The sequence below is a fragment of the uncultured Phascolarctobacterium sp. genome, from assembly GCF_934190775.1.
GTDB lineage: Bacteria > Bacillota > Negativicutes > Acidaminococcales > Acidaminococcaceae > Phascolarctobacterium_A.
In genome coordinates this window covers 1-13528 of record NZ_CAKPTG010000007.1, presented here as the reverse complement: position 1 = coordinate 13528, position 13528 = coordinate 1, and the positions used below count along the sequence as shown (strand labels likewise).

General features: G+C 43.5%; 15 protein-coding genes and 2 tRNA genes. 16 read left to right on the top strand and 1 reads right to left on the bottom strand.

The features are described from left to right. The first annotated feature begins 19 nt into the window (after window positions 1-19). From Q0G26_RS05270 to Q0G26_RS05215, 12 genes are all read left to right on the top strand, one after another. Window positions 20-565 carry an HAD-IIIA family hydrolase gene (locus tag Q0G26_RS05270; RefSeq protein ID WP_366517742.1) on the top strand — a complete coding sequence of 182 codons (546 nt, stop codon included), beginning with the start codon at window positions 20-22 and terminating at the stop codon, window positions 563-565. Then, the gene (locus Q0G26_RS05265; RefSeq protein ID WP_293829055.1) at window positions 565-1467 is read left to right on the top strand and encodes a lysophospholipid acyltransferase family protein; all 903 of its coding nucleotides are present in this window, start codon (window positions 565-567) and stop codon (window positions 1465-1467) included. The genes Q0G26_RS05270 and Q0G26_RS05265 overlap by 1 nt, the downstream gene beginning before the upstream one ends. Then, window positions 1457-2011 (top strand): LPS export ABC transporter periplasmic protein LptC, encoded by a 555-nt coding sequence (gene lptC, locus Q0G26_RS05260; protein WP_293829054.1) that lies wholly within the window; start codon window positions 1457-1459, stop codon window positions 2009-2011. Before Q0G26_RS05265 ends, lptC begins: the two co-directional genes overlap by 11 nt. A gap of 1 nt (window position 2012) precedes the next feature. Next, on the top strand, window positions 2013-2783 hold the full coding sequence (locus Q0G26_RS05255; RefSeq protein ID WP_293829053.1) for an LptA/OstA family protein: 771 nt from the start codon (window positions 2013-2015) through the stop codon (window positions 2781-2783). 18 nt (window positions 2784-2801) lie between these two features. Continuing rightward, entirely contained in the window at window positions 2802-3521 is a 720-nt protein-coding gene (gene lptB / locus Q0G26_RS05250; RefSeq protein WP_021720668.1) for an LPS export ABC transporter ATP-binding protein, read from the top strand. Window positions 3522-3535: 14 nt separating this feature from the next. After that, window positions 3536-4627: an LptF/LptG family permease gene (locus tag Q0G26_RS05245; RefSeq protein WP_293829052.1), complete on the top strand. Its 1092-nt coding sequence runs from the start codon at window positions 3536-3538 to the stop codon at window positions 4625-4627. Window positions 4628-4661: 34 nt separating this feature from the next. Beyond that, a complete protein-coding gene (locus Q0G26_RS05240) occupies window positions 4662-5819 on the top strand; it encodes a DUF3084 domain-containing protein (protein WP_293829051.1) in 1158 nt (385 codons plus the stop codon). Next, window positions 5812-6222 carry a pre-16S rRNA-processing nuclease YqgF gene (locus Q0G26_RS05235; protein ID WP_293829050.1) on the top strand — a complete coding sequence of 137 codons (411 nt, stop codon included), beginning with the start codon at window positions 5812-5814 and terminating at the stop codon, window positions 6220-6222. Before Q0G26_RS05240 ends, Q0G26_RS05235 begins: the two co-directional genes overlap by 8 nt. After that, a complete protein-coding gene (locus Q0G26_RS05230) occupies window positions 6222-6854 on the top strand; it encodes a cyclodeaminase/cyclohydrolase family protein (protein WP_293829049.1) in 633 nt (210 codons plus the stop codon). Before Q0G26_RS05235 ends, Q0G26_RS05230 begins: the two co-directional genes overlap by 1 nt. A gap of 69 nt (window positions 6855-6923) precedes the next feature. Next, window positions 6924-7013 (top strand) — tRNA-Ser (locus Q0G26_RS05225). A gap of 66 nt (window positions 7014-7079) precedes the next feature. Further along, a tRNA-Ser gene (locus Q0G26_RS05220) sits at window positions 7080-7171 on the top strand. A 169-nt stretch (window positions 7172-7340) separates the two neighbouring features. Beyond that, on the top strand, window positions 7341-8573 hold the full coding sequence (locus Q0G26_RS05215; protein ID WP_293829048.1) for an AAA family ATPase: 1233 nt from the start codon (window positions 7341-7343) through the stop codon (window positions 8571-8573). 243 nt (window positions 8574-8816) lie between these two features. On the opposite strand, the gene Q0G26_RS05210 is transcribed toward Q0G26_RS05215, so the two are convergent. Beyond that, window positions 8817-9983: a hypothetical protein gene (locus Q0G26_RS05210; protein ID WP_293829047.1), complete on the bottom strand. Its 1167-nt coding sequence runs from the start codon at window positions 9981-9983 to the stop codon at window positions 8817-8819. A gap of 271 nt (window positions 9984-10254) precedes the next feature. Here Q0G26_RS05210 and Q0G26_RS05205 point away from each other — a divergent pair, with 271 nt between their 5' ends. The 4 genes from Q0G26_RS05205 to Q0G26_RS05190 all read left to right on the top strand — a co-directional run. Next, the gene (locus Q0G26_RS05205) at window positions 10255-10473 is read left to right on the top strand and encodes a helix-turn-helix transcriptional regulator (RefSeq protein WP_277258900.1); all 219 of its coding nucleotides are present in this window, start codon (window positions 10255-10257) and stop codon (window positions 10471-10473) included. A gap of 41 nt (window positions 10474-10514) precedes the next feature. Further along, window positions 10515-11147, top strand: a complete 633-nt coding sequence (locus Q0G26_RS05200) for a zinc-ribbon domain-containing protein (protein ID WP_021720659.1) — start codon at window positions 10515-10517, stop codon at window positions 11145-11147. A 53-nt stretch (window positions 11148-11200) separates the two neighbouring features. Continuing rightward, window positions 11201-12619, top strand: coding sequence for a hypothetical protein (locus tag Q0G26_RS05195; protein WP_293829046.1), 1419 nt, complete (start codon window positions 11201-11203; stop codon window positions 12617-12619). Between the two features lie 443 nt (window positions 12620-13062). Beyond that, window positions 13063-13528, top strand: a 466-nt coding sequence (locus Q0G26_RS05190) for a hypothetical protein (RefSeq protein ID WP_293829045.1), incomplete at its 3' end; no start/stop codon positions are given.

Below are 13528 nucleotides of genomic sequence, written 5' to 3'. Positions count from 1 at the left end.
TTGTGAATTCGATGAGTTCATGGAAGCGTTTGCTGATGCAGCACAAGGGATTCGTATGCTGGCTCTTGATGTAGATGGCGTGCTGACTGATGGCACAATTTACATGGGCAATGACGGTGAGATGTTCAAGGGCTTTAATGCTAAGGATGGCATGGGCATAAGCTATGCTATGCGCAACGGCATAGATGTTTGCATCATCACCGGGCGTAAAAGCGAGATTGTACGCAGAAGGGCTGCGGAATTAGGCATTACCTGCGTACTGGAGGGTGTGCGTGATAAGGCAGCGGCGTTAGAAAAAATAGCTGATTCCTACAGACTTGATTTAGAGGAAATTGCTTATGTAGGCGATGACCTCAATGACCTTGCACCTATGAATATTTGCGGACTGTCCTTTGCTCCGGCCGATGCTGCTGATGCAGTAATTGATATGTGTGACTTTGTATTGATTAATGATGGCGGTAAAGGTGCTGTAAGAGAGGCTGTTGATCTGCTGTTAGATGCACAGGGAAAGTTGGATTCTGTTATTGATTCCTACATTAATTCCGGACAAGGAGATAGACAATAATGTGGCTTTATTATTTATTAAAAACTATGAGTACCGTAATTTCCTGGCTGCCCTATAAAGCAGTTGTGGTTATTGGTAAGGGTATGGGCCACCTCTATCATAAAATTGCCAAGAAGCAGCGTGTGCGTGCTGAGGAAACTATCCGCGAGCGTTTAGGCTATAGTCAGGAGCAGGCAGAGGCAACCATAAAATCGCTGTTTGTAAAGCTTGGCATAACCTTTATGGAAATCATGTACATGCCTGCGCTGAACAAGGATAATATCCGCGGTCTGGTAACCTTTGACCGTCCGGAGGTTCTGTGGGATGCGCTCAAGGAGAAGCATGGCGTTGTTATGCTGGCCTGCCATATGGACAACTGGGAATGGCTGGGCGCTGCACTGGCGCTGAACGGCTTCCCGCTGAGCGCGGTAGAAAAACCGCAGCCTAACCGTGTTTACAGCGATTTTATGAATGAGCTGCGCAAGGGCGTTGGTCAGGAAATCTTTTCGCGCGGCACAAGCGAAATCCTTGGCTGTGCGCGAGCTATGAAAAAAGGACGCATGCTAGGACTGATAGCTGACCAGGATGGCGGTTATGATGGCATTTTCGTTCCCTTCCTGGGTAAGATGGCATCTACACCTAACGGTCCGGCGTATTTTTCCCGCAAGTTCAAAGCACCCATTATCCCGATTTTCATAGTTCGTAAGCCTGACGGCTATGGTCATAAGGCAATTGTGCGTGACCCGATACATTATGAATTCACCGGCGACCAAAAGCTGGATGATTATAATGTTACCCTGAAGATGACTCAGGAAGTTGAAAAAATAATCAAGGAATATCCTGATAACTGGTTATGGTTCCAGCATCGCTGGAATACACCTTATACCCCACCGGAGGAGGAAAAGCAGGCAGATGAAAGATAAGAAAGTTATTCTGTCAGTACTGGCAGGACTTGTAGTTGCCGGTGCTGTTATTGCCTGGCTGCTGCTGGGCGGCGACAAGCCTGTGTCTATAAAGCCTGGCGACGGCGTTACAGCGCAGATTAATGCTTCCTTGAAAAACAGTGTGCTGCAAAGGGAGAAGGACGGCAAAAAGCTGTGGGTGTTTACGGTAGAAGAGGTCGTTAATGATAAGGCTAAAAATACAGCCTACCTGAAGGGCATTAAGGGCAAAATTTACCGTGCAGACGGCAGCTTCCTCGATATTTCGGCAGATAAAGGCAGCGCCGGCATGAAGAGCAATGATTTTTCCCTGGAAGGCAATATTAAGGCTATATTGAATACTGGCGGTGAGCTTTATGCTGATAAAATTACCTGGAATCAGGACAAAGAGCTGATTACAGCTACAGGTAATTTTAAAATGCATAAGGATGACTATACCGCAACTGCGGATAGTGCAGAAACTACCAGTGCTTTTAAGCATATTAAGCTTAAGGGCAATGCTAAAGTTGAGAAAGGCGGCGAATAAGATGGCTAATAAAAATAGATTACTGCTGACACTGGCGGCAGCTATGCTGGCTACAGGCATAACAGCAACTGCTTTTGCTGCTCCGGGAAACTTCAGCGTTAAGGCTGATGAGCTGGAATATGATCTTGGCAGCGGTGAAGCCGTAGCAAAAGGCAATGTTGTGCTGATGCAGGATGGCGGCAGGGCTACTGCTGATTATGCTAAGTTCAACAGTAAAACCAAGAGCGGTGTGCTTACCGGCAACGTTATTGCTGACCGCGACGACGCACATATTGTGTGCAATGAGTTTATCGTGCACAATGAAAATGACCTGTCGGCTGTAGGCGGCGCTATGATTACCAAAGCAGGCAAAAGCCTGAGCTCTGACAGAGTTGATTACTACAAGGCGCGCGAATTTGCCGAAACTATCGGCGGCTGGGCGCGTCTTACTGACAGCGACGGCAGCGTGCTGAATGCGGCAAGAATTGATTACAATATGGCACAGGGAGTTGCCAATGCTTATGGCGGTGTTGATATCCGCAGTGATGCACGCAGCCTGACAGCTTCTGCTGACAGTGCAGTCTACAAAACTGATAACAGCGGTTACGTAGAGCTTATCGGCAATGCCAAAGCAACCCAGAACGGCAACAGCGTTGCCGGTGACAAGCTGCGACTGACCAACACCAACGTGGCCATTGCTGACGGTAATGTAGATATTATCTATATTCCTGAAAAACAGCCTGCGCTGCCTGGCAAGGAAAAACAGGGCGCAGATGATAAAGCTTTAGCCTAGGAAGCGGAGGGCAAAGTTTTGGTTATAACAACAGATAATCTGGTAAAAATTTATAATACCCGTCACGTTGTTGACGGAGTAAGCATCAGTGTAGAGCAGGGAAGTGTTGTAGGACTTTTGGGACCTAACGGTGCCGGCAAGACGACAACCTTCTATATGATTGTCGGTATTGAAAAGCCTGATGCAGGTACCGTGATGCTCGACGGCAAGGATATTTCCGCAATGCCTATGTATCAAAGAGCGCGTGCAGGTATCGGTTATCTGCCGCAGGAGGCTTCTATTTTCAGCAAAATGACGGTAGAAGATAACATCATGGCGATTCTGGAAACAACTGACCTGAATGCGTCTGAGCGAGAAGCTAAAATGAACGCTCTGCTTGATGAGTTCCGTCTGAACCATGTACGCAAGAGCGAGGGCAAGGCGCTTTCCGGCGGTGAACGCCGCCGCGTAGAAATTGCCCGTGCGTTGGCTACCGACCCGGCCTTCATTCTGCTGGACGAACCCTTTGCCGGTATCGACCCTATTGCTGTGGCAGATATCCAGGGCATGATTGCGCATCTGGCGCAGCGCGGCATCGGCGTGCTGATTACGGACCATAACGTTCGTGAAACATTGAGCATTGTTGATAAGGCCTATATTTTGGCTGAAGGTCATATTTTACTGCACGGTGACAGCGAAACAATCGCTAATGATCCCGTTGCACGTAAATATTATCTTGGCGATAACTTTAGCATGTAACAGGAGGAAGAAAAGTGCGCTTACGATTATTAGACCGTTATGTACTGAAGGAGCTTTTATACCCCTTCGTTTTCGGCATTGCTGCTTTCTCCAGTATTTTTATTGCCAGCACAATGCTGTTTAAAATTACCCAATACATGACTAAATATGGTGCTCCGCTCGAGACTGTAGCACGTTTATTTATGTATAATCTGCCGGAGGTTATCAACTACACCTTCCCGATGTCCATGCTGTTGGCGGCGCTGATGGCCTTTGGTAAGCTTTCCGGCTCCAGTGAGATTACGGCGATGAAGGCCGGCGGTATCAGCTATTACCGTATTATTGCACCGGTGTTGGTAGTAGGCTTTTTTGTCAGCATGTTCTCTGTAATTTGGGCAGAAAAGGTAGTGCCTACGTCGAAGGCGACGGCGTCACGGATTCTTAACGAGGAAATACGCCACAATACGCGTCCGACAACACAGGACCATATTATTATCAAAACTATCAGCGGTGATACCCAGCGTGTAACCTATGCTAACAGATTTGATGAAAAGCTTGGCAAGATGACCGATATCACTATTGAAGAGTTCAATAAGGGCAAGATTTCCCGCATTCAGACTGCTAAGGAAGGCTACTGGGAAAACGGCAGCTGGCGTATTGTAGATGGCAACGTTTTTGCGCTGGATGACAAGGATGGCGTACAAAGCAGTGCCAAATTCAAAGAACAGATTATTCCCTTGAACTTCTCGCCCAAGCAGATTTCCTGGGAGCAAAAAGAACCTGAGGAAATGACTATCCGCGAATTACGCGAATACATCAGTATGCTGGAAGAGCAGCATACATCAGCAGCACGTCAATGGTGCGAAATCTTTATGAGAATCAATATTCCGCTGGCAAGCTTCTTCTTTGCTATGATTGGTGCCTGCCTGGGTACTCAAAAGCAGCGTACCAGCTCTTCTATCGGTCTGGGCATCAGTATCATCGTAATATTTATTTATTACGCAATAATGACCTTCACTACCGGTTTAGGTAAGGGTGGTGCAATGCCGCCGTTGTTGGCCTGCATGCTGCCTAACATTCTTTGCTTAGGCGCTGGTATTTATCTGATGAAAAAGAAAAATGCCTGAATAATTTAGGTGAGTTAGTCATGGAGGTGAGTACTTGGTAGGTATAAGATTAATTATCATTATGGCCATTGTAGGTGGCCTGATTGCCTATCTTGCCGATAAAATGGGCAGTAAAATAGGCAAAAAAAGAATGTCGGTATTTGGCTTGCGTCCAAAGCATACGTCCATATTACTTACGGTACTCGGCGGTACTATTATTGCTGTTCTGACTATCAGTGTTATGGCCATAGCATCACAGAGTGCACGCACAGCTTTGTTCGGCATGGAAAAAATTCAGCAGGAGCTGCTGCTTTTAAACAAAGAAAAGGCAGATACGAATGCTGCACTTGAGCAGGCCAAAGGCAAGGTTGACGAGCAGAATAAAAAAATCAGTGAGCTTGATGCTAAAATCAAAGAAGCAACTGCTGAAAATGATGCAATGGAAATTAAGCTGGCTCAGGTTAATGATATGTACAGCCAGGCACAGAGCGAGGTAAATTCTCTTACCCAATCTAAGCTGCAGCTGACAAATGAAATTGGCGAGCTGGAAAAAACCACGGAGGCTTTGCGTAAGGGTATCATCAATATGCGTGAAGGTCAGGTGTATTACCGTGCCGGTGAGGTTGTCTTTGCCGGTATCATGCGCGGTGGTCTGAAGCATGAGGAAAACATGATTCAGATGAACTGGCTGCTGCAAAATGCCAATGAAGCGGCACTGCAGCGCCTTGGTGTAATCCACGATGAACAAAAGCCCCTGCAGGCTATCTGGATTGGTAAAAATGTTGTTGATAATGCTGTAGCAAAACTGGATAAAAGCAAGGGCAATATGCTTTTCCGTATCCGCACTGTTGCTAATATTATAGTTGGCGAGCTGGCGGTCTGCGATATCGAAATGGTAGATAATCAGTTTATTTATCCTGACGGTACCTTGATTTTCAGCGAGCAGTATAATCTGGGGACTAACGGCCCGAGCTATGAAAGCGTGCTTATGGAATTCCTGACGCAGATTAACCATAATGCAGTAAAGGCCGGTGTGCTGCCTGACCCGATGACGGGTAAGGTTGGCAGTATGGATGCAGCTACAATGATTGAAGCAGCAAATTCGATGCGTCGTACCAGAGGAAGCTTTATTCTGCGTGCTTATGCTAAAGGCGACATTACGACAGCCGGACCTGTAAGGGTAAGGCTGGAGGTGGTCCCAATCAATGAGTAGTTATCTTGGCGTAGATCCGGGGCGCAGCAAAACAGGCTTGGCATTAGTTGCCGCTGATGGCAAAATTCTGGCTTTGCATATTGCTATGACGGATAAGCTGGCTGCAGAGCTGCGACAGTTTGTCGGTTCAACTCAGCTGCAGGGAATTATCATGGGCAACGGTACCAATAATAAGGCGATAGGTGCAGTTTTGCGCGAGCTTTATCCGAATCTGGTGCCGGAGCTTGTCGGTGAAGCGTACAGTACGGAGGAAGCCCGTAGCCTGTATTGGCAGGAGAACCCTCCGAAGGGCTGGCGCAGGCTGGTGCCGTTAGGCCTTTTGGTGCCGCCGGAACCGCTTGATGCATATGCTGCTGTTGTACAGGTACGCAGATGGTTAAAGAAAAACGAGGAAATTGATTAATGAATAAGCTTGGCGATTTAAGCTGTAACGAATTTTTAACTGAGCTTGCAAGCGCTGCGCCCGCCCCTGGCGGTGGCGGCGGCGCTGCTATGGCCGGCGCCTTGGCGGCGGCACTTGCTTCCATGGTTGCCAATCTGACGATTGGCAAGGAAAAGTTCGCTGACCGCGAGCCGGAGGTTAAAGAGCTGCTGCAGCAGGCAGAGGCAGAGCGTGTGCGCCTGTTGGAGCTGGTAGATGAGGATGCAGCTGTTTTCAACAGCTTTATGAGCTGCTATAAGCTGCCCAAGGCTACTGATGAAGAAAAGGCAGCACGTACAGCGGCTATCCGCGCTGCTGCGAAGCAGGCAGCGACTGTGCCGCTGAACATTGCCCGCAGCTCCTTTGCTGTCCTGCAGCTGGCAGATAAGCTGGTAGTGGCAGGAAACCCCGGCGTGATTACTGACGGTGCCTGCAGTGGCCTGCTGGCACGTACTGCATTACGCTGTGCGGAGTACAACGTACGCATTAACCTGGGACTTACTAAGGACGAGGCTTGGAATGCACAGGTTGCAGCAGAGCTTCAGCAGCTACTGGCAGATGCTGAAGTGCTGGAAAACAGCTTGCTTGCAGTAACGGATAAAGCGTTGCAATAAGGCTTTATTGCTTGGTGCGGTAGAAGTACTTGACGTAAGCGTGTTTTTAAAGTATAATAAAATTCTGATGGAAAGGTGGCCGAGTGGTTGAAGGCTCTAGTCTTGAAAACTAGCGAAGGTGCAAGCCTTCCGTGGGTTCGAATCCCACCCTTTCCGCCATTAAAAAATTATAATAGGGTCTTGCAATTTAGATAAGAATCTGTTATAATAAACAAGTAGTCTAATGGAGTGGTACTCAAGCTGGCTGAAGAGGACGGTTTGCTAAATCGTTAGACGGTTTACCCCGTGCGTGGGTTCGAATCCCACCCACTCCGCCAACTATGGCAATCGGCTCTCGGAGAAATCCGAGAGCTTTTTTGTTTGCCAGAACAAGAGATAGTAGAAAATAAAAACGCAAAATCCGTTGATAATTTCCAAAAAGACGTTATATAATAAAATCGGTAGAAAATAAAAACGCAAAAACCGTTTTTAGTTGGAGATGATACAATGAAAATACTGCGGATAACTGTAAATGGTTTGCCTTTATTTAAACAGGAGTTAGATCTTTTATTTTATACTCAGCAACGAGTTGGTGAAGATGATAAAGAAAAACTCTATAAGATAGAGCCTAATTATTATCTGCATACAGCTTGTGCGTTTATTGGTATTAATGCTTCTGGCAAAACTTCTGTATTGAAGGTAATTAATTTAGCTTTAAATATTTTGCGTAATGAACCTATCAACCACGTAGAGTCAAGGAATATTCTTGGAGCTTGTGAGAGAGCAACGTTCAAAATCTGCTTTTTAGATAAAAAAAATAATGTTTACTGCTTGAAAACTGTAATTACCTCTAAAAAAGCCAAAGCTGGGAGATATGTATATTCTATAATTGAAGAAAAGCTCTGGGAAAAGCCTATTAGCAGCGTTAAATCTAAAAAATACCTTACTGATTTTACTGCTATTAGTCCAATAGCAGTAAGAAATACAGAAGAGGCTTATCTGCCTGATGATGTAAGCTTTATCATAGCTCATAACAAGAAAGCAAATGATAAGATAGATGTATTTAGCCTGCTTTCATACACCAATATTGATATTCTTCCTTTTACTGAGGATATTCCGTTAGAAGTTATTGCTTTCCTTGATCCTACAATCGAAAAATTATACTTTGAAAAAGTGGAAGACAAGGCATCTATTCATTTGAAATTTAAGGATGAGGAAGAGATTATTTTAAATAATGCGGTAGAGCTTGAACAGTATCTGTCTTCTGGTACTATAAAAGGCATTATTACTTTTTCTATAGTCAAAGAGGTCTTGGCATCAGGTGGCTATATTTTGGTTGATGAGCTTGAAAATCATTTTAACAAAGAAATTGTTGTCACACTGATACGCTTTTTCATGGATAGCAGTCTGAATAAAAATGGCAGTACGCTGATTTTTACGACCCACTATCCGGAATTGCTTGACGAATATGATAGAAATGATGCTATTTATATTGTAAGGAACCGTAATGGTATTACTGCTGAAAATCTAAGCTATATTTTAAAGCGCAATGATATAAAGAAAAGTGATGCTTATCAGAGCGGCTTCCTTGAGGGCACAACTCCTGCCTATGAAGCTTATCTGCGCTTAAAGAAAAATTTAGCTGCTTCGTTAAAAGGTCAGATTATAAAAGACTCTCCAAATCAGCAAGTTTCGAATTGGATTCTTGTTGGAAAGGGGAAAAAATCCAACAAGAAATAAGTTGAATTCCAACAAGGTTTCATCAAGAATTCGTGAAAAAGCGCTTGGTTATGGGGTTTCTAGGCTTGATAGAAAATAGAAATTCAATCAAGATACAACAAGAATTTCATCAAGTGGTTATTGGATAGCGAAATGTTACAGTGGTTTACTCCACACAGGTTTTGCCACACCAACCCACTCCGCCACTATGGCAATCAGCTCTCGGAGAAATCCGAGAGCTTTTTTGTGTCTTGAATTTGTTGCTTATTTTTCCTTATGAGGTCTGTATGTTTTGCCTTGCTTGCCCATTTTGGAAGCACAGCGATTGCAGCAGTAGCGTTTGTCCGCCCGCTTACCACTGATGAGAAAATAATTGCTGCATTCTGGATTGGCGCAGCGATGGTATTCGCCCGGATTGAGCAGCAGCTGATATAAATCAAGATAAATTGCCTGCATAAGATAGCTGCATTGCCAAACGCTGGTAAATTTTTCTTGCGCCAGGTCCATTTGCGGTCTGGCGGTATAGATATTATCGTTGATGATGTCGAGCAGGACGCGTCTGGCAAAAGCGTGGTCAAGGCTTATGCCTGGAACATCTTCAGCGAGAATTATAGCAGTAAGCTTTTTCTTCGTCAGCAGGTCCTTGTCATAATCATCAAGCGTGTGCAGCATATGCTTGTCTACAATTGCGAGAAAGTCTTGCAGCTGGCAGGCGTAGTCAGCATCTGTTTTACGGATATTCTTGAGCAGCTGCGTGTGCGAAATGCGCTTGTGTGTAGCAAAGTATTCTGCGGTCCTGAGAGTAGGTGCTTCGATGCGCGGCAGCAGGTAGTGAATGCCACGCGCGCTGTAATGCAGCAGGTAGGCAAGCGCATAGATAACGCCTGCCTGCGTCCCTTCGTGCCGGAAGAGATAGCTTTGGACAATAAGCAGGCTGCGGACGATTTTGACGCAGCGGGCAAAAAGACGCAGGCTCATAATGTCCATTTCGTCTACCTCGAACAGTGTGTAATTCAAGGTAACCTCGGCATCATTGGCAGCGTAGTCTTTTTCTACAAGGATATCTCCCATAAAAAGGGTAGTGTCGATAAAGCTGAAATCGTTGACGAGCACAGAATGATTTTCGTCATCAAGGTGTGCACGTTTCTCAAGGCAGCGCTGCGAAGAATAGGGCAGGCCATAGGCATTGCAGAAGGCAAGCACCTGCGTTTTATCGTTTTCGTCAATATTGGCGAAGGCAATGGCCAGGGAAGGGGCTGATACGTCTTTATCGCTTTGTGAAGCGATGGTTTGCGTATGAAAGGGACCTTGGGTGCAGATAAAGTCGTCTTGACCGTTAAAAAAGCGGCGAATCTGATAATTGCCGCAGACATTATTAGTGAAGAATTGGGGAATCACTGGCGCTGGAAAGGCGCGCTGCATAGTCGTCATGGATATCACCTCGCAAAAATATAAAAGCTTACTTTGCTAGCAGATGCTGATGTTTTGTCGGCATCTGCTTTTTCGTCATTATAATATCACAAAAAAGAAATTTTATCATGGTATTATTGTTTCTAGCTTCATCTTATACTAAATGCAGGCGGTGGTCAAGTAAGCTTGCGGATTTTATGTCAAATATATTCCATATATATAAAATCTAAAGCACCGCAAGAGCCATCTTTTTAGTGCATAATAGAAGGGAAGAGATAAGAAGTGATGCTTTTTGTTTGAAGAAAAATATAAAACTATTGGATTGAATATTATGTATTATCGCAGAGCATTGAGTATGACGCAGAGCGAGCTGGCGGAGAAAGCCCAAATGTCAAGGGCGCGCGTCTCGGATATAGAATGCGGTAAGGGACCGTTTAATATGGAGTCTATATTTTTGCTGGCGCAGGCCTTGGGGGTTGACCCTGTGCGGCTTCTGCAGGAGAGAAAGTAAGAAGCAGCGGCAATAAAAAATATTAGAGGGAGGCAGATATTATGTCAAAGTATTGTATTAAGTGTGGAGCCGAAATTGACGACCAGGGAAGGTTTTGTCCGGTATGCGGGACAGATCAGTTACCGAAGATTGAGCCGACAAATGTAATTTGCCCTAAGTGCGGTACAACTTATCCTATTGGTGTCAAATTTTGCACAAAATGTGGTTTTCAGCTGGGAAAAGCTCATAGCAATGATAATCCCAAGGATTTTAAAGAAATCTTCAGCAGACTTTTTGGGAATAATCCCGAACGTAAACCTGCTTTGAATAAAGAGATTTTTAAAGAGCAGTTTTTGAGTTTCGAGGGACGCATCAATAGATTGGATTATTTTCTCAAGAGCATGAGTAGTTGTTTGGTGTTTTTTATTATCGCCTGCATCATCGACGAGTTTGTAGATGATTACTATATGGAAGCAATTGATTATCTGGCTTGTTTCATAGGCTTAATAGCTTTTACTCTTTTGGTTTGGATAAATAGTGCTATATCGGTTCGTCGCTTGCACGATTTGGACAAAGATGGCTTATTAGTATTATTAACCTTTGTGCCACTGCTCAATGGCTTTTTTGAGTTGTATTTATTGTTTGCGCCTGGTACGGTAGGTGATAATCGCTACGGAGCAGATCCTTTGCAATAGTACTCAATTTTATAAAACATTTAACTGGAAAAGTTATATAGGGAGGTCATAGTGTGAAAAAGCTGTTTTTTTATGCAATGCTTATCTTAACAGTGGTGCTTACTGGTTGTGGTAAGTCAGAAGAGCAAAAAATACATTCCATGTATCTTAACAACAGTACGAAGGTTGCTGAGATGGAAACAGAGCAGGCTCAGGCCATGCTGGAAAATCGCAATATTGATAAACAAAAAATGCTCAAGCAGATTAAGAGTTTAATTGAAGAAAATGAAAAGAATATCGCCAAGCTGAGTGATGAAAAATATGATGAAGCGAAGGCCAATGAGAGCTTTAGGGATTTCAGCAAGAAAATGATGGAAAGCAAGGATAATGCTCCTTCTAAAAAAGATGGGGAGAAAGCCGTCAAACGCTACCAAATAGCTAATTACGCCAAAAGCGTGAAGGATTATCTGCAAGCTTATAATGTTTACCTTAAGAGAGTTTGCTCTAATATGGAAAAATATTCTGACAATAGTGGACTAATGGAAATGGAAGCCTTTGAAAAGGTAGAATTCCAAAATGCTGTTTTGCAGCACGATTTAAACTGGTATGGCATGGCTAATGATGGTGAATTTCATAAGGGAGCCGCTTATTTAGATTGCAGTGACGCTTCTTATCGAGTTCAACAAATTGGCGATACCAAGCTAGGCTTTGCCGTGCTTGAACGACGCAAGCTTGATGATTGGGTTTATAGTGTAACGATAGCTTTTACTAATATGAGCAAAAATGAAACAATAGACCTTGATAAGCTTGCTGTTAACCTGAGAATTGGCAATGACTTGCTAACGCCTAAAAAATTTAATGTTATTACTTTTGGCGATCGTAATGATTTAAAAGGCTTCAAATTGAATTCTAAGCAAGTTTTGACAGTAGAGTGCCAATATTTCTTAGAGAGTAAATACAAGGACTTTAATTTACACTGGACTCAGTTGGAATTAGATAATGGTAAAGGCAAGCTGCTCGTCAATACAGGTGCCTATAAATATAATGTGGAAGGCATTTTAAATATGCAGCAGGAAGAGAACAATAGTAAAGCAACTACATACAGCAATAGCAATGCAAATAGCAATGCAAATAGCAATGTGAATAGCAGTGGACCGCGTTATAATTTATTTCATCCGCAAGCGTTTTTGAATGGCGATAAATATATACCGGAAGTATTCTCACGACAAGGAGCACATCGTTATGTTGATTGTCGCAGTGCAAAAATTTTGTCGCGCAATAATGGTCAAACGATTGTGGAATATGACATGATTCTAACAAGCAGCACTGGACAGACAAGTCGAAAGCAATGTATTGTAGGTCTGCTTACTGGTAAAGGCTATGTTGTTCAATATCAGGCTGATGATGGTTCGTGGCATCCTATGGATAGGACAACTGCTTCGCTGGCCGGGTATAACGCCGGTTTAGTATTGATTGATTATTTACAGTTATAAGGTAACAGGCAGGGCTGCGTTTTGCAGTCCTGCTAAAAATTTATTTAGATGCTTTGTGCGGCATTTCTCGTTTTTATTATATTGATAATATGCTATAATTAAGTAGTAGGAATTTACCTCAGTTGCCAAAAGGTGGCGCTAATCATATCAGAATAAGATATTAAAGATTGCGAATCTCCAAGTTTACCAAAGCTGTTTTTTAGTCAGCAAAGTTCGCCTTAGGCAGCTAAATTGAAATTAAGGGGCTGGTTTCCGTGAGTTGGAAGGTTTATGTAAAAGTCAATCGTTGGCTATGAGTTTTGCTGAAGAATGTACCTGCGAGGCGCAGGCTTTTTGAGAAGACACATATTAACGGTTGGCTTTTTTTGATTTAACTTGATAAAAATGGCGCAAAATATGTATTTTGTAAAAGAGTTTAGTAAAAAATCAGGAGGGAAAATTTTATGAGTAATTTAGCATCATTAACAACGCAAAGAGATGGCTTGTTAAAAAAGATTCGTGAAATTGAAGCAGCTTGTGAAGGTATAGAAAATGAGAATAATGCCAAGAGAGTACAGGAATTAAATTTGGAGCAAGCACAGTACTCAGCGCAAAGACAGGAAATCGCTGCAAAATTGGCAGTAATAGATGGAAAATTGGCAGCTATAAATGCAGGGATAATGGAATTAGGAGGGACGGGTGTAGAAAAAATTCTTGAGGCCATCAAGAATCAAAGATGGTATTTTATAAAAAACAAACCTAAAATTCTTTTTGATAGAAATACAGGCTTGATTTGGGCTAATTTAAATACGTTTAATTATCAAGATGAAAATGGAGACGATTATTATTCAAATGAGGTTGATAATATAATTAGTGGTTATTCATTCGGTATGGATGGATTTAGAGTACCAACTTGTTATGAGCTTTGGC